This is a genomic window from Dysgonomonas reticulitermitis (assembly GCF_054601275.1).
In genome coordinates, this window is sequence record NZ_BAAHWU010000004.1 from 137869 (window position 1) to 155177 (window position 17309).

The 17309-nt window shown below is 37.3% G+C and carries 17 protein-coding genes; 13 read left to right on the forward strand and 4 right to left on the reverse strand.

All coding sequences use genetic code 11. The features are described 5' to 3' along the window. Positions 1-1149 (forward strand): OmpA family protein, encoded by a 1149-nt coding sequence (locus tag ACYPZI_RS03680; RefSeq protein ID WP_459598709.1) that lies wholly within the window; start codon positions 1-3, stop codon positions 1147-1149. Between the two features lie 111 nt (positions 1150-1260). On the opposite strand, the gene ACYPZI_RS03685 is transcribed toward ACYPZI_RS03680, so the two are convergent. The 3 genes from ACYPZI_RS03685 to ACYPZI_RS03695 all read right to left on the reverse strand — a co-directional run bounded on the left by ACYPZI_RS03685 (position 1261) and on the right by ACYPZI_RS03695 (position 3044). After that, entirely contained in the window at positions 1261-1680 is a 420-nt protein-coding gene (locus ACYPZI_RS03685; protein ID WP_459598711.1) for a DUF5606 family protein, read from the reverse strand. 99 nt (positions 1681-1779) lie between these two features. Then, a complete protein-coding gene (locus ACYPZI_RS03690) occupies positions 1780-2712 on the reverse strand; it encodes a bifunctional methionine sulfoxide reductase B/A protein (RefSeq protein ID WP_459598713.1) in 933 nt (310 codons plus the stop codon). Beyond that, positions 2709-3044 carry a hypothetical protein gene (locus ACYPZI_RS03695; RefSeq protein ID WP_459598715.1) on the reverse strand — a complete coding sequence of 112 codons (336 nt, stop codon included), beginning with the start codon at positions 3042-3044 and terminating at the stop codon, positions 2709-2711. Before ACYPZI_RS03695 ends, ACYPZI_RS03690 begins: the two co-directional genes overlap by 4 nt. A gap of 117 nt (positions 3045-3161) precedes the next feature. Here ACYPZI_RS03695 and ACYPZI_RS03700 point away from each other — a divergent pair, with 117 nt between their 5' ends. The 4 genes from ACYPZI_RS03700 to ACYPZI_RS03715 all read left to right on the forward strand — a co-directional run bounded on the left by ACYPZI_RS03700 (position 3162) and on the right by ACYPZI_RS03715 (position 5634). After that, entirely contained in the window at positions 3162-4412 is a 1251-nt protein-coding gene (locus tag ACYPZI_RS03700) for a DNA recombination protein RmuC (protein WP_459598717.1), read from the forward strand. A 336-nt stretch (positions 4413-4748) separates the two neighbouring features. Beyond that, positions 4749-4913: a hypothetical protein gene (locus ACYPZI_RS03705; protein WP_459598719.1), complete on the forward strand. Its 165-nt coding sequence runs from the start codon at positions 4749-4751 to the stop codon at positions 4911-4913. A 166-nt stretch (positions 4914-5079) separates the two neighbouring features. Beyond that, the gene (locus tag ACYPZI_RS03710) at positions 5080-5307 is read left to right on the forward strand and encodes a hypothetical protein (RefSeq protein ID WP_459598721.1); all 228 of its coding nucleotides are present in this window, start codon (positions 5080-5082) and stop codon (positions 5305-5307) included. Positions 5308-5409: 102 nt separating this feature from the next. Further along, positions 5410-5634: a hypothetical protein gene (locus ACYPZI_RS03715; protein ID WP_459598723.1), complete on the forward strand. Its 225-nt coding sequence runs from the start codon at positions 5410-5412 to the stop codon at positions 5632-5634. A gap of 40 nt (positions 5635-5674) precedes the next feature. Here ACYPZI_RS03715 and ACYPZI_RS03720 read toward each other — a convergent pair whose 3' ends face one another. Beyond that, the gene (locus tag ACYPZI_RS03720) at positions 5675-5842 is read right to left on the reverse strand and encodes a hypothetical protein (protein WP_459598725.1); all 168 of its coding nucleotides are present in this window, start codon (positions 5840-5842) and stop codon (positions 5675-5677) included. Between the two features lie 151 nt (positions 5843-5993). On the opposite strand from ACYPZI_RS03720, the gene ACYPZI_RS03725 reads away from it, so the two are divergent. The 8 genes from ACYPZI_RS03725 to ACYPZI_RS03760 all read left to right on the forward strand — a co-directional run bounded on the left by ACYPZI_RS03725 (position 5994) and on the right by ACYPZI_RS03760 (position 17299). Beyond that, positions 5994-6263, forward strand: coding sequence for a co-chaperone GroES (locus ACYPZI_RS03725; RefSeq protein WP_459598727.1), 270 nt, complete (start codon positions 5994-5996; stop codon positions 6261-6263). 103 nt (positions 6264-6366) lie between these two features. Further along, positions 6367-7998: a chaperonin GroEL gene (gene groL, locus ACYPZI_RS03730; protein WP_459598729.1), complete on the forward strand. Its 1632-nt coding sequence runs from the start codon at positions 6367-6369 to the stop codon at positions 7996-7998. A 22-nt stretch (positions 7999-8020) separates the two neighbouring features. Continuing rightward, positions 8021-8203 (forward strand): hypothetical protein, encoded by a 183-nt coding sequence (locus tag ACYPZI_RS03735; RefSeq protein WP_459598731.1) that lies wholly within the window; start codon positions 8021-8023, stop codon positions 8201-8203. Between the two features lie 516 nt (positions 8204-8719). Continuing rightward, positions 8720-8980, forward strand: coding sequence for a hypothetical protein (locus tag ACYPZI_RS03740; RefSeq protein WP_459598733.1), 261 nt, complete (start codon positions 8720-8722; stop codon positions 8978-8980). Then, positions 8935-9201, forward strand: a complete 267-nt coding sequence (locus ACYPZI_RS03745; protein WP_459598735.1) for an energy transducer TonB — start codon at positions 8935-8937, stop codon at positions 9199-9201. The genes ACYPZI_RS03740 and ACYPZI_RS03745 overlap by 46 nt, the downstream gene beginning before the upstream one ends. Positions 9202-9864: 663 nt before the next feature. Beyond that, positions 9865-11949 carry a heparin-sulfate lyase HepC gene (gene hepC / locus ACYPZI_RS03750; protein WP_459598737.1) on the forward strand — a complete coding sequence of 695 codons (2085 nt, stop codon included), beginning with the start codon at positions 9865-9867 and terminating at the stop codon, positions 11947-11949. Positions 11950-11975: 26 nt separating this feature from the next. Further along, a complete protein-coding gene (locus tag ACYPZI_RS03755) occupies positions 11976-14135 on the forward strand; it encodes a surface glycan-binding family protein (protein WP_459598739.1) in 2160 nt (719 codons plus the stop codon). A gap of 14 nt (positions 14136-14149) precedes the next feature. After that, entirely contained in the window at positions 14150-17299 is a 3150-nt protein-coding gene (locus ACYPZI_RS03760; RefSeq protein ID WP_459598741.1) for a SusC/RagA family TonB-linked outer membrane protein, read from the forward strand. Positions 17300-17309 lie beyond the last annotated feature (10 nt).

Sequence of the window (17309 nt, forward strand, 5' to 3'; positions counted from 1 at the left end):
ATGAAAAAAGTAAGTTTACTTTTAGTTTTGGTTTTTGCGGCTATTACTATATCTGCTCAGGACAGTGGATTTAGTACTAAACCTGGTCGTATGACGACTTTTGCTGATAATGGTTTTTGGGATAATTGGTTTGTCGGTGTTGGTGCTGGCGCAAATTTTGTATTGGGTGATAGCAATGCTGACGCGGACTTTTTGAACCGTTTTACTGTGGCTCCTACTATTCAGGTTGGAAAATGGTACAATCCGTTTATCGGAGGCCGTTTGAAAGTTCAGGGTGGGGCTTTGCATAATTTCATCAATGATGCAAAATCTATGATTCACAGCAAATATGTAGCTGGAGAAGTTGACTTTTTGTGGAATGTTTCTAATTATCTTGGAAAATATAACGAAAACCGTTTTTATAGCTTTATTCCTTATTTAGGAGTAGGTTTTGGTTACGGTTGGGATTATAAATTACATGATAAAAAATATCAGGGTAAGCAAAGAAACTTTACTATCAATGGTGGTATTATCAACAAATTCAGATTGTCTAATAGGGTAGCTTTAGATATCGATCTATCAGCTGCGTTGCTTAAAGAATCTTTTAATGGCGCTGGTGGTAAATCTTATGATGGTCTTGTTGGTGCTTCTGCTAGCTTGGTATTCAAACTTGGTAAAGGTGACTTTTCTGAAGCATTGCTTAGTGATCAAGGGCAAATCGATGATTTGAACAACCAAATCAACAGACTTCGTCAAGAAAACGAACAACTAAAAAATCGTGCTCCGATTGAGAAGATCGTAGAGAAAGAAAAAATTGTTTACAGAGATTCTGACAAAAAAGAAGGTTCTTTCGTTTCTAACGTAGTATTCTTCCGTCTTGGTAGCGCAGTTATCGACAAAAACCAAGAAGTTAGCATTTTCAACACAGCTAAATATCTACAAGATAACTCTAGCAAAAAAGTGAAAATTGTAGGTTATGCTGACAAGAAAACTGGAACAGCTTCTATCAATATGAAACTTTCTGAAAAACGTGCTAAAAATGTAGCTAATGCGTTGATAAACAAATACAACATTGCTAGCAACCGTGTGACAGTTGAGTGGAAAGGCGATACAGAACAACCATATGCTGAAAATGCATGGAACCGTGTTGCAATTTTCTTTGCTGAGTAATTTGGTAAAGAGTAAAATACAAATAAAAAAGAGTGGAAATTTTCCACTCTTTTTTTATATATCAAGAACGATTTCAGTTTTCTGAAGTTATTTATCTTGCATAAGCCTGTCTTATTCCTTTGTTTCTTCGCCGGCTATCTTTTCCTCAGCCTCGAAATCAATACCGGATTCAATTAAAATATTATACCAACTTATCATTTTTTTTATATCGGTAGGATATACTCTGTCTTTATCGAATTCGGGTAATACTTCTTCAAAATATTTTTTTAATTCTTCAGGTTTTGAATTTGGAGCCATAGAAGCCTTTTCTCCGTTTTCCTTTTGTTTCATCGAAAGAAGTATATTCTTCAGAGGTACATCATCCGTTTCCGTATAAATTGATATATCGCCAAGAGACACAACCTTGTCCCGTGGATGTACAGGGATTTTTTTCTTATCTATCAATGACTCTACAATAATCATATTTTTACTGTTAGATAGTAATTTGTAAAGTCCTGGTTTACCGGAAACAGATAAAATTGTTTTAAGCATAATAATTATTTTTATAATTCAGTTAAGTTCGATTTAGTTGATCGGCAAAAATAATGCGAATCGTTTGAATATAGAGAATAAAGTGACAAAATTTTACAATCAGAATATTTGTTTATATACATGGCAGTAAGGCTTTGTTCCCTTGTGCTCATAGTATTGCTGATGATAATCCTCTGCTTTCCAGAATATCGAAGCTTGTTTTAGCATAGTTGCTACTTTATAACCTTTATTTTCCAGTATTTTAATATATCTCTCCGCCACTTCTTTTTCTTCATTATCAGTATAAAAAACGCATGACAAATATTGTGGCCCTATGTCTGGCCCTTGTCCATTAATTTGAGTAAAATCGTGAGTTTCGAAAAACAACTTGACCAATTCCTCATAAGAGGTTTTAGTTATGTCATATTCAACCTCTGTTGTTTCCAAATGTCCGGTATTTTTCTGACAAACCTGTTCGTAGCTCGGATTCTCTACATGTCCACCCATAAATCCAACGGCCGTATGAGACACCCCTTTAGCTTTCATAAAATAGTATTCTGTTCCCCAGAAGCATCCTGAGGCAAAATAAGCTTTTCTTATCATTTTATTTTCTTCTGCTATAAATTTTAACGATATTGAATTAACACAATGCCTGGTATTTTTTGCTGTGAATCCTTCATTAAGGAAAACGTGCCCCAAATGGGCTTTGCAGTTGTTGCAGATAATTTCTGTACGCATACCATCCGGATCAGGAACTCGTGTAACTGCGCCTTTGATTTCATCGTCGAAAGAAGGCCAACCACAGTGTGAGTCGAATTTATCTGAAGAATTGTATAGTGGAGCGTTACATTTTCTGCATACGTATACACCTTTTCGCTTATTGTTGATATATTCTCCCGTATATGGGGCTTCTGTCCCTTTATGAATAATGATCCGCTCTTCTTCGGGGGTTAGTTTGTTATATTGCATACTTTTTTCTTCTGTTTTATTTTGGCCTTGAATACATGATATTCCTGTTATGGCAATGAAAAGCATGTATAAAAGCCGGTTCATATTGTTCTGTAATATTTAATAAAAGCAAATAACTTCCTTTTTTTGGGATAATCGGGATCATACATATGAGCATAAGCTTCTCTTTCGAATGAAATATTCTGATATGCTTTTATTTTATCTCTATATTGAATTAATCTTATAATCCATTCGAATATGTAAGCTATGTAAAAAAAGATGATAATAAGTTCCAGCATTTGCCGCGTATGTATCCTTTCATGATTTTTTTCAATATCATTTAATACGCCGTATCCTTTACGCGCTATAATTAAACCGAATAAGTTTATTGCGCCAAACCCTTTTGGTGGAAAATGTTTATTGTATATTATTTTCATCTATAAAATAAGAAGCAAAAATATCTCAGCAAGGCATTGTTCACAAGTTTTTTCAGGCAAATTTTGTTAAAGCTTATATTTTAAATAACTTTCGCCTTTTAAAATAACACCTTAGATATGGAATTAGTTTATGCGTCAATAGTATTAGTACTGTCAATTATCTTTATTTTCTTTCTCCAAAGAAGTAATAAATCGCGGGAAATTGATTTGAAAAATGAGGTAACTCGCTTATTGCAAGCTAAAGATCACTTAAAGAATGAACAACTCGATTATGTTCGGGAAATTACCGAATTAAAAGGACTGTTGCAATCGAAAGAAGACCAACTGCGGATTCAGCAAGAGGAATTGGTAAATACACGTAACCAGTTAAACAAAGATTTTCAGTTATTAGCAAATCAAATTCTCGAAGAAAAGTCATCGCGGTTTACTGATGTCAACAAATTGAATATGGAAGCGATACTGAAGCCTTTAAATGAAAAATTGGCTGAATTTAAGACCAAAGTAGAGGAAACTTACGATAAGGAATCTAAGCAGCGTTTTTCTTTGGAGGAGCGTATTAAAGAATTGGTCGCTTTAAATAATCAGATCAGTGAAGATGCCAATAATCTGACGAAGGCGTTGAAGGGCAGTAGTAAGATTCAAGGCAATTGGGGTGAAATGATCCTGGAATCTATTTTAGAAAAGTCGGGATTGAAAAAAGGCGCGGAATATTTTACTCAGGAATTTATCGCAAATGAAAAGGGCGAAAGGATACAAAACAATCAGCATAAATATATGCAACCGGATGTGATTGTTGTATATCCGGGTGGGCGTAAGATTATAATAGATTCGAAGGTTTCCTTGACGGCTTACGTGAAATATGTTGAGGCAGATGAAGACAAAGACAAACTTATTGCAGAAAAAGAGCATATAATTTCAGTTCGCCAGCATATTGATGAGTTGAGCAATAAGGCATATCAGGATTATGTGGAGTCGCTGGATTTTGTAATGATGTTTATTCCTAACGAACCGGCGTATATATTGGCCATGCAGCTAGATTCCGCGTTGTGGGATTATGCTTATCGTAAACGAATATTGCTCATTAATCCTACAAATCTGGTAGCTTCATTGAAGGTAGTCGCTGACTTATGGAAACGGGAAAGTCAAAGTCGTAATGCTCAGGAGATAGCCCGTAGAGGAGCAATTCTCTATGAGAAATTTGTTCGTTTCGTAGAGACCCTGCAAGAAGTTGGTAAGAATATAGAAAAGGCTCAGGGTTCTTATGATAAGGCATTCTCTCAGCTAAAAGAAGGCAATGGGAATTTAATAAGACAAGCCGAAATGCTTAAAGAATTGGGAGTTAAGTCTCCTAAAGAACTTTCGGAATGAAATATTTAGTTAAATAATGTCAAAATATAGAAGAAAAACGGCAAAACATGTTTTATAACATAAAAATCACTTATCTTTGTACTGTGTTTTTCATGGTATTAGATTTAAGGTTAACAATGAAGATTGGTTGTCGTGAGACAACCTTTTCTTTTTTATACTTTATAGTAATTGATTTCGTAAGTTGTTGATATTCACTCGAAAAATATTGGTTTATGTTACCGTTAAAACGGTGTTCTTTTCTTAAAATAGACCGTAGTTGGAAAAATACCCCTCTCTAATGTGTAGTAAACATGTGTAGCGATTTTAGTGCCTTTTTGGTTATAAAATCCAAGGAGTATGAATACCCGTGGTTCTTTTATTACTAAAATGATTTACGATGGTTATCACCCGGCTGTTGTGGCATCATATGCAGGTAATAGCGAGCCAATTATATATAAACACTATTTCAAGGTGATAGAAGAATCGGATACAAGGGATAAAATGAATAAAACTTTTATGTAAGTGGATGTTTTGGTCCGGTAATAATCCGCATTCAGCCCTTTTACATAGCCAGCTCTTTTCCGATGAAATCAGCGAACGGACAAGTATATTTTGACCTTGCTTATATTTTTTCCGGAAAAATATATCTATATTTGTACACTATGATGTACATCTAAAAAATAAAGTTATGAGGGTAATCAGTTCGGCGGAATTACGCAACAATATGAAAAAATACCTTGATCTGGCATCCAAGGAACAAATAGTTATCCAAAGGGGAAGGAATGAGACTTTTGTTTTAACAAAGCAGGAATATCTGGAACCGGACGAAGACTTTCGCCGGGCAATCACCATGGAAGAATTTTCTGACGGAGCTAAAAAACATATACGGAAACTATACGGACAGGATAAGAAATGAGGATAATATTTCTTCCGGAAGTTCTCGGTTACTTTAACGAATTATCTACAATCCTGTATGAAAAGGAATACTTCGGTTTTGAGGAGGATGCGCTAAAGATATGTGGATGATTTATTGGGCGACATAAAAACAACCTTGCATACAAGGACAAAGAAGCCTGCTCCGGAATATTTCAGCCGGTATGGGAAAGGGATGTATTATGCCGTTTTCCGAAAAAGTAAAAGGACGCAATGGTATGTCTTTTTCACAAGATATAAAGAAAAAGAAGAAATCGTGTATCTGATACGCTATATAAGCAATAATCATGTTACAGCCCATAAGCTTTAAAATTTGTAATTGATATATTGACCGCGTAAAACAGTGATAATCATCCCTGTATTTTCTCCAGTACCGCATAGCCAAACAGGCTATTTCCGAACATTTCAACCCGAAATCCCCAAAGATAGTGAAGCAATCCGGAAAAAGAAATAAATTTTGATGCGGTTGCCCTATATAATATTCTATTCTGCCTATCTTCATTATCTTTGTTCTCCATTTCTTTTTTTTATGTCAAAAATGACTACTTGTCAGCATGGAATAGTTTGAACACTGTCAAAAAAGCAGAAACCGTTTTTGGCACACATTTCGCTGCTTTCAAAGCAGAATATGTCAAAATTATAATATAACAATTTTAAAAATTAAAAATCATGAGTATTAAACCACTGGCAGACAGAGTGCTTATTAAACCTGCCGCTGCTGAAGAAAAAAGTGTAGGAGGAATTATTATCCCGGATACAGCTAAAGAGAAACCTCTAAAGGGTGAAGTTGTTGCAGTAGGAAACGGAACAAAGGACGAAGAAATGGTCGTAAAACCGAAAGATCAGGTTCTTTATGGTAAATATGCCGGAACAGAAATCGAACTTGAGGGCGAGGTTTACCTCATCATGCGTCAGTCTGACATTCTTGCAATTATCTAATTCAGTGTACTAGTTGAAAGTATACTGGTCTACTAGTCATAATTTTACTAAATAAATTACTAGTAAACTAGAAATCTAAAAAACATATAAACTCAAAAATATTATGGCAAAAGAAATTAAATTTAACATAGATGCTCGCGACGAGCTAAAAAAAGGTGTTGATGCATTGGCTAATGCAGTAAAGGTGACACTTGGGCCAAAAGGCCGTAATGTGATCATCGAAAAGAAATTCGGTGCACCTCACATCACTAAAGACGGTGTGACAGTGGCTAAAGAAATAGAATTGGAAGAAGCTTTTCAGAACATGGGAGCTCAGCTTGTAAAAGAAGTAGCTTCGAAAACAAATGATGATGCCGGTGACGGAACAACTACCGCTACTGTATTGGCTCAGTCTATCGTTAGCGTAGGTCTTAAAAACGTTACTGCCGGCGCAAACCCAATGGATTTGAAACGTGGTATCGACAAAGCTGTGGCTAAAGTTGTGGAAAATATCAAATCTCAGTCGATAGCTGTGGGTGACGACTTGCAAAAAATAGAACACGTAGCTAAAATATCTGCAAATGGCGACGAAACTATCGGTAAACTGATCGCGGAGGCTATGGGTAAAGTGAAAAAAGAAGGCGTAATCACAGTTGAAGAAGCTAAAGGTACTGATACTTACGTAGATGTAGTAGAAGGTATGCAATTCGACAGAGGGTATATCTCTCCCTATTTTGTAACTGATACAGAAAAAATGGAAGCAGATCTGGAAAATCCATATATCTTGATCCATGATAAGAAAATCTCTGTGTTGAAAGATATTCTTCCAATCCTGGAATCTGCTCTTAAATCGGGACGCTCATTACTTATCATCGCGGAAGATATCGATTCGGAAGCATTGACTACACTTGTGGTTAACCGTCTTCGCGCGGGTCTTAAAATCGCTGCGGTGAAAGCTCCCGGATTCGGCGACCGCCGCAAAGAAATGTTGGAAGACATCGCTATCCTTACAGGAGGTACTGTAATTTCTGAAGAAAGGGGTCTTAAACTGGAAGCCGCTACGATCGACATGCTCGGTACAGCAGACAAAGTTACAATCAATAAAGACAACACAACCATCGTGAACGGCGCCGGCGCTAAAGATGCTATTGCCGCTCGTGTTGGCCAAATCAGAACTCAGATGGAAAAGACTACATCTGACTATGATAAAGAAAAGTTGCAGGAACGTCTTGCTAAATTGGCAGGTGGTGTAGCTGTTCTTTATGTAGGCGCTCCGTCGGAAGTAGAAATGAAAGAGAAAAAAGACCGTGTGGATGATGCCCTTTCCGCTACTCGCGCTGCTATCGAAGAAGGTACAGTTCCCGGAGGTGGTGTAGCATATATCCGCGCTATCAGCGTTCTCGAAAATCTGAAGGGTGAGAACGAAGATGAGACTACAGGTGTTGAAATCGTAAAACGTGCTATCGAAGAACCTCTTCGCCAAATAGTTGCTAACAGCGGAAAAGAAGGTGCGGTAGTCGTTCAAAAAGTACGTGAAGGAAAAGATGATTTCGGTTATAATGCACGTACAGATGTCTACGAAAATCTGAATGCTTCAGGTGTTATCGATCCTGCTAAGGTTGTTCGTGTAGCTCTCGAAAACGCGGCATCTATCGCAGGTATGTTCCTTACTACAGAATGCATCATCGCTGATAAGAAAGAAGATAATCCAGCTCCAATGCCTCCAATGGGCGGCGGTATGGGTGGCATGATGTAATATCGTGCTGATTATATAATGGATGAGGCTGTCTCAAAAGTATTTTCTTATATCTATTTACATACGCTACGCTCCTGTGACCGTTGGTTGTCATGTTGAATTGCAAATCGGCGGAGCCAACAGGAGTGAAACATCTCCTTTCCTGAGGAATGAGATCCTTCGTTGCACTCAGGATGACAAAGAGGATAACACTTTGATAGTGTAATTTTACTTTTGAGGCAGCCTCATTTTATTTTCAGACGTTATTTGGTTAAATAATATTAAGATATAGAAGAAAAACGGCAAAACATGTTTTATAACATAAAAATCACTTATCTTTGTACTGTGTTTTTCATGGTATTAGATTTAAGGTTAACAATGAAGATTGGTTGTCGTGATGACAACCTTTTCTTTTTTTAAGACCTTACGTATAAATGATTGAAATTCAGCAATACACAAACCCTCTTTTCTTGAAATATCCCCTAATTCTTAAAGTGCTGTACGTAATAGTGTATTTATGAAGGGTTAAATACTATATATTTATTTACTCAAAAGTATATGTTTTTTTTTCTTATTTCATTCATAAAATATTGATGATTTCAGTCGTTTATATTTTACAATGATATTTTACGGCATTTTCCTATTCATATAAATATACATGATAAAATGTATGCAAAATAAGTATACATCTAATATCTGCTTAAATTTTTCTATCTTTATGTAGTATCAAAAATGTATTCCCATGAGAGCATATTTCATTTTAGCCATACTTATATCATATTCAATGTATACCTACCCGCAAATAGATAAAAAGATTATTCCTTACCAAGTGGATTCCGTCAGGAATAAAGATACAATCCTATTGGAAGAATTGAGAAGTATTGATACTATTAAAAGTGAACGTCCTTTTATATATATTCCGAAAGGGTTTCCTGTTTTATCGGAGGTGATAGTACTATGGTTGCTTTCTTTCATAAGAATATCAGATACCCTAAAAAAGTAAAGAATGGTGAAACTGAAGGTATTGTTGTTGTCAGATTCGTAACTTTAAAGAATGGCAGCATTGATATGAAGAAAGTGGATATATTGAAATCCGTTACTGAAGTTTGTGATAAAGAAGCATTACGCTTAGTACGAAAAATGCCTGCACGGACTCCGTATATAATAGGAGGCAGGAGGCCTTCCTGTTCCCGCTTATCAGACAATCGGTATTTATTTTGGTAATAAAGATTATGATATTGTTAAAAGGCTTAGTTATAAGGATACAAACATTACTTTAGACGAATGGCCCGATTACATTTCGGAAAGAATATGTAATCCACATACATATAAAAAGTAGAGGTCATCCATAATGTGAATAACCTCTAACCTTTTAATAAGAAGGCGTAGCTTATACTCAAATTAAGCTTATGCTAAATGTATAGAGGTTATTTCTCCAAAGGAGACAGCCTCATTTTTGTATATTCGATTCGGATTGACCTCACATTTAACTTTTTATCATCCGGCAAAACAAAAAAACAAATTCCATTATAATGTAAAATATGCAATTTATGTTATCATATTCCCTGTCCGACACATACCCGGCCAGAGGACTGCATCATCCGCCGATCATCCGGTAAATTAATGTATATAAACGACTTAAATACAAATCCTCCGCCAAATCTTCCGGTCGCCATTTCTCTGATAAGCTAATTTTCAAACATTATTAAATTGTCTTTTTTGTTTTACCCCCTAATTTCGTTTGGATAAAAATGATATTATATTGAATAAAATTAATATAATATGAGTAATTTCAACATTAGTATGAATGAATTTAACTACATCTTTCTGATGAAGAATTTATCTTTGCCTTACATAATTTTCCTTAAATCTAACGAAAATAAAAACATGAAACATCACATTCTTGCTCTGGCAATGCTCTTCCTTACATGCAGTTGCAGCGACGATATTCCCGAGCAATCAGGAGATCCCGAAAATGGCCGGGTCAGTCCATCAAAACCTAACAGTGCTATCAACGCAAAACTTTTCGATATTATTGACTTGAACTATCTGGGACTGGAGAAAGCAAAAGAACTTTACGAAGCAGAATTATATTACGATGCAGCGGAGGCTATTCTCGAATATTACAGGCAACGGACAGATATAAAAAACCCGAGTATTTCACTCATTAATATAACTGTTAGTGAAGACGACAAACTGAAGGCCAATTTTGCATTGGATAACAATCGTTTTTTTGTAAATAATTATTATGAAGATGCATCAACAAAAAAACCATATTCTCTGAATAAAGAAGGAGAAATTGACTGGACTTTCAAACCTGATGGCGCAGATGATGAATATCAGAAACAATTACACAGACATCAGTGGTTTGTTCCCCAGGCTAAAGTTTACCGGACTACAAACGATGAAAAATATATCCAATCTTGGATATCTGTCTATAAAGACTGGTTGATAAGTAATCCAATGCCCGAATCAGGAACAAACAATACTACATGGTGGCAACTTCAGGTAGCCGAACGAACTGTAGGTCAGACTCAATTGTTTGATTACTATAAAAACTCAGTTAACTTCACTCCTGAATGGTTTTCTGAATTTATGTGCCATTTTGCAGAACACGCTGATTTCCTTGTTAAGTATCCTTATACACAAGGAGGAAATATACTCATATCGCAAGCTAATGCTCTCGCATTTGCCGGAGTATTGTTTCCCGAATTTAGGAACGCATCTGTATGGATGAACGCAGGTTATAGTATTTTGGATGAAGAAGTAAAAAAGCAGTTCCTTGATGACGGTATGCATTATGAGCTGGATTTTAGCTATCATATCAGCGCAATTGCTGATTTTTATGAAACAATAAAGCTTTCCGAAGCAAACCCTTCTATAACTGGAAATTTTCCCGCTGATTTTAATACGTCCTTACATAAAGCAGCACAGATAGTAATGCACTTTACTTTTCCTAATTTCTTCGATTCTAAATCGGGAGGGTATCTTGTCCCGGGATTCAATGACACACGGCAATCATCATGGACAAGGTCGGTTCTCACAAGGAACTTCAACCGTTATGTAGAAATGTTCCCCGACGACCAGGAACTATTATATATGGGAACTGCCGGTAAACAAGGTAAACAGCCGGATCTTAATCCAAAATCGTTTATCTCGTCAGGATATTATATATTAAGGAACGGCTGGAATAAATCGTCAACCATGATGATCCTCAGCAATAATTACTCGGAAGAGGCTATAAAAGTATGGAGTCACAAACAACCAGATAACGGTACTTTCGAACTATATCACAACGGCCGGAATTTCTTCCCTGATACAGGTGTTTACTCCTACTATACATCGGGAGGAGACAACAGCAGCCGGGAATGGTACAGACAGACAAAAGTGCATAATACAATGACTTTGGATGGCAAAAACATCACAGAAGCTAAAGGGAGAAACCTTACAGCAACAGCAGCAAATAATATGGAAATCATTGCATTCGAGAATCAAGGCTACAACAATTTGAAGCACAGACGGTATGTCTTCTTTGTCGACAAATCTTTTTTTGTACTTGTAGACGAGGGTATCGGACCGGCAAGCGGCACGATCAATCTAAACTTCAATTTATGTGAAGGCAATGACAATGAAGTCGTAATAGATACCAATCAAAACAAGGCTTATACAGCTTTCGCCGATGGTAATAATATGCTTATACAGACATTTAGCAACAATGCGATAACGACCTCCTCTTCGAACGGAAAAGTATCTTATACTCCGGGAATAGAAGCTGTAAGAAAGGCCTTTTCTGTGAATATGACGAAAACAGCAGAACAAACATCCAGATATATCACTGTATTATATCCGGTTGATAACGCTGGTTCTGCACAAATAAACGCTATATTTAAGAATAACGATTTCTTGGAAACAGGCGTAAGTCTGCAAGTCATTATCAATAGAACTACTTACGATCTTAATTGTAATTTATAATATGCTATAATAAAAAAAATTGTACAATGAATCAAATTAACATTCAACTTAGATTACTGTTCTTTTTGTTGATAGTTTTATTCTCATTCGGAGTTTTTACCGCATGTGATGATACTGAAACAGTTGACAAAACAGACTTCGCAATTTACTATACCGGCATGACCGACATTGGACCGTCGATGACTGGTATAATCAGTTCGCCTTCATATATAGGAGGTACGCCTTACGATTTTGAAATAGTCAGAACAACGCTCAATGATGAGACATATTCCGGTGAAAGTTTCGAAATTGACAAAGAAAACGGAAACATAACCATCTCTAAAACAGCTGGTATTTCCGTAGGACATTACAAGCTTACAATCAAATGCTTCTCGAACGGAAAAATGTATGAGTTTAGAGACATTGTTGAAGTGAATATGATGAAACCTGTACCTGATGGTATTACAGTAGAACCAAATAAATTAAAAGCGGATTATGCTGATGTTATAGACGCATCCAGTGAGATTGAATTACCTACCGCACAAGTAAATACTGATGGAAACCACGTTTCCATTAGAAAATATGAAATAGCGAAAAGCGACTTTTCTAAATACTTTGAAATATCATCCACAGGATTGATATCCATTGTAAGGGGAGATGCAGGTTTACTGCCGGGCAAGTATATTCTCTCGCTGAAACTGACTACAGGTGCTTCTGCCGAAGATGAAGGTATCTTTGAAAATGCTGTTGAAATAGACATTACATCAAGACCTCTCGCATTGGAATATACTCCATCCAGTGGTAAAATAGAAGAAGAGTCGGTACTGAGTGGAAGTACTACGTTTGAAAGTAATGCGCCTGTACTCAAGGGTTCACCGGACGATCTGACATACTCTATAAAAAGCGTGACACCTGCCACTAGTAAGATCGAAATAAATCCTCAAACAGGCATTCTTTCTGTAAAAGAAAAACACGGATTCACTGTCGGTCAAAAATATTCCGTGAATGTAACTGTAAAAAATGCATATTCTGAAAACGGTGTCGATTTCAATAATGTTTTCGAACTGGAAGTCGTGGAATACATAGAACCAATCCAAAACTTTAGCTATGAAAATCTGGAAGTTATACAAGCCGTTGCTTTCGAAAACAGTCCGGCGGCTGAGTTCAAAGGAGATGAAGTTCGCTTCGAATTTACAGATCTGCCGGCAGCATTACAAGGTAAAATATCGATAGATCATGAAGGAAAAGTCAGTGGTCTGAAAGGAAATACAATTCCTTTGGGTAGCTATACGGTAAAAGTCAAAGCCACAAACCCGAAAAGTGATCCGGAGCTACCATCCATAGCATCTTTCTCTCTGACAGTAAAAGAAAACCCTAACTATTTTACATATGTACGTTATGGCAATAATCTCGGATTGACACCTGAAAGTAATTATGCGAACCAGTTCCGCATTGCGGTAGGTGGCTCATTGTCGGATGTAAGCCCTGTTCCGCAAACAGACGCAAAAGTAGGCCTTACTTACGAAATCCGGTCTATACATCAATCAGCGGGTACTACTATAAATACTAATTCCGGAAAAATAACCCTGGCAGGCCTTGCAAAGAAACAATGTGCAATCGTAATGGTCACAGCTGTAGCCGGAAAAGGAACTCCAGCCGAATATTCTGTCCAGACACCGGTATTCTTCCATTATTCAGATTTGGTCAGTTCGGCCAGCAACGCTGCTGAAAATGTACTTATAGAATACACGCCTTTCGTCTTACAGGTAAATCCGAATTCAGGAGGACGGTCAACCAAACCTGCCGTTACTGGCGTAAACAATATGACATTGTTTACTATGGACTACAGAAGGACATTCAATTATTACAACTTCTTCGGAACTCATCAGGATGGCCAGCCTAATGCATCAGGATCATTTTTACAGAATCTTTGGAATAACTATGCCGAAAGTACAGGTACAAATCCGAATTACGGATCAAGAAACCCACTTTCATATTATGCCAATCTTGCAAACATCGATAAAACACTGGCCTATGTCGATCCTAACTCCTACGAACTAGTAGTTAATCCAAATAAATGGATCTATAACGGTGAACCTGCAAATGGAGCAATGATAGGTCAGATAACATTCGAAACCAATGGAAAAGACCCTCAGAGCGGAGGACAAGTATTCCCTATTGTTTTATGGTTTGGTACTAATTTCTAATTACAATAAATACTATGATATATAATATAATGAAAAATATAAGCTTTCGTAAGAGCATCACGATGTTTCTGGCATTTATACTGTCAGTTGGTCTATATGCGCAACAACTTACGATTAAAGGTAAGATAATAGACGAAACAAACGAGCCCCTTATTGGGGCAACTGTTTCGATAGTAGGAAAAACAGTAGGGGTATCTGCCGATGTGAATGGTGAATTCTCCATAAAAGCCTCTAAAGGCGAAACGTTACAGGTCAGCTATGTAGGGTACATTACACAAACTATAAAAGTAGCAGGCCAGAACTCGCTGATAATAAGGATGGAGCCAACTTCATCATCTCTGGATGAGGTTGTGGTTATTGGCTACGGTTCGATGAAACGCAGCGACCTTACCGGTTCTGTGGCATCTGTCAGTTCCGAAAATATAGAAGGTTTTAAAACAAGTTCAGTTCTCGGGGCACTGGGTGGACAAGTGGCAGGTGTGCAAATCACCCAATTTGATGGCACTCCGGGTTCAGGGTTCAATGTAAATATACGCGGAGTGGGGACCCTGACAGGCGATGCTTCACCGTTATATATAGTTGATGGATTTGAAGTCGGTAATCTGGACTATCTGGCTAATTCCGATATAGAATCTATAGAAATACTGAAAGATGCATCTGCCGCAGCCATATATGGTGCCCGTGCAGCGAATGGTGTTGTGCTGGTTACAACCAAATCAGGAAAGGCAGGCCGTCCGATAATCACTTATAACGGTTCGGCCAGTTACCGCAGAATCTATAAAAAGCTAGATATGCTCAATACTTTCGAATTCATAAAGCTTCAAACAGAGGTAAACAGTAAATATGCCGATACATATTACAAAGAAGGCAATGATAATGACGGTATCCCTTACAAATACCAATCAGCAGAAGATTATATTGGTGTAAACGGAATCAATTGGCAAGACGAAACATTCCGTCCTACATGGTCGCAGGATCACAGTGTATCAATATACGGAGGTTCTGAAGAATCGAAATACAATGTTTCTTTTGCCCGGTATGATGAAAACGGAATTTTTAACAATAGCGGCTTCGATAAAACATCTGCCAAAATGAGAATCGATCAGAAACTATTCAAAAATCTGAAATTCGATGCTACTATAAACTATGCTGTAACTAACAGAAAAGGTGTGGGCACAACCGCCGATGCCGGACGTTTCAATATGCTGGCTCAAATATTAAGCGCACGTCCTACAGGTGGATTGAAAATTGATAATGAGACCTTATTAACATCAGCTATCGACCCGGAAATGCTGGAAGACGGAACAAGCCTGGCACAGGTAAATCCGGTGGTACAAACCCAATCTGTTACCAACAAAAGACGGTCCGAACTATGGTCAGGAAACTTTGCCGTTACCTGGGAAATAATAAAAGGGTTGTCATTCAAAACGGCGGCTACGTATAATACAACCTATAATCGCAACGATATTTTTTATAAAGACGGATCGAAAGAAGCTTACCGTAACGGACAAAAACCTTATGGGCAGACACAGATGGCGCGTAATGTAAGATTTACCAATTACAATAACCTTACATGGAAACAAACAATCAATAAAAAGCATAAGTATGACGTTATGCTAGGACACGAGGTATCTTATAACAGTTCGGAATATTTATTGGGGCAGGCAATGGACTTCCCATTCGATAATCTGGGAAATGATAACTTAGGGATTGGAGCTACTCCCAGTAAAGTAGAAACTGATTTTTATAACAAGAAGATGTTATCGTTTTTTGCTCGGGCTAATTATAACTATGATAACAGGTATCTGCTGACTGCAACCATGCGTACCGATGCATCCAGCGTATTTTCAAAAAACAACAAATGGGGATATTTCCCTTCTTTTTCTGCAGCATGGCGTGTTTCAGAAGAGGCATTTATGAAAGATATCAAGGCTGTATCAAATCTTAAGTTCAGATTAGGATGGGGTGTTGTAGGTAACGACCGCATTTCGAATTACCTTTCATTAGACCTGTATGAAATAAGCAAATACGGCATAGGCAGTACCACCAATACAGTATTGATGCCAAAACAACTGAGAAATGAAAATCTGAAATGGGAAGGGTCTTCTACAGTCAATTTAGGTGTCGATCTGGGATTATTCAACAGCAGATTGAATTTTACAGCCGATTTGTTTGTAAAAGATACTAAAGACCTGTTATTAGCACAATCACTTGCACATGTAACAGGTTTCTCATCGCAATATCAGAATATCGGAAAGATCCGTAATAAAGGCGTGGAACTGAGTCTTAACAGCATAAACATCCAGAATAAAAATTTTCAATGGGAGACTAATCTCAATATATCATTCATTAAAAATGAGTTGAGATCATTGCAGTCAGGCGTAAATGCGATGTATACCCGTTCAGATTTCGACAGTAACTTTACTGAGAACGATTATGTCGCAATGGTAGGTTCTTCCTTAGGTCTTATTTACGGTTACGAATTCGACGGTGTTTATCAGCATTCCGATTTTAATGCTACCCCTGACGGGAGTCTTATCCTTAAAGATGGAGTAACCGATAACCGCAGGCTTACAGGCGGAGCATTTCCGGGTGGAGTAAAATATAAAGACAAGGATGGTGATGGTATTATTACTACCAACGACCGTACAGCTATAGGGAATGCCATTCCTAAATGGTATGGAGGTATCACAAATACATTCAACTATAAAGGCATCGACCTGAGTGTCCTGCTACAATTCAATTATGGCAACGATGTTTATAATGCTACCAGATTATATGCTACTCAGTCGCGCAAAGGACGTACCAATATGCTGGCCGAAGTTGCCGACAGATGGACTCCGACTAATGCATCTAACAAAGTCCCTTCTACTCAGGGATATGTAACGAACGATGTTTATTCCCGATTTGTAGAAGACGGTTCATTCCTCCGTCTGAAAAACATTACTTTGGGATATACATTCCCTGCTAAATGGACAAAAAAAGCATATATATCCAAATTAAGAGCTTATGCTTCCGGCCAGAATCTATTCTGTATATCAGGATATAGCGGATATGATCCGGAGGTGAGTACTGCAGGAAATAATCCAATGACTCCCGGACTCGATTGGGGTGCTTATCCTAAGAGCAGAGTCTTTACTTTCGGGCTGGAAATTCAATTTTAATCAACAAATG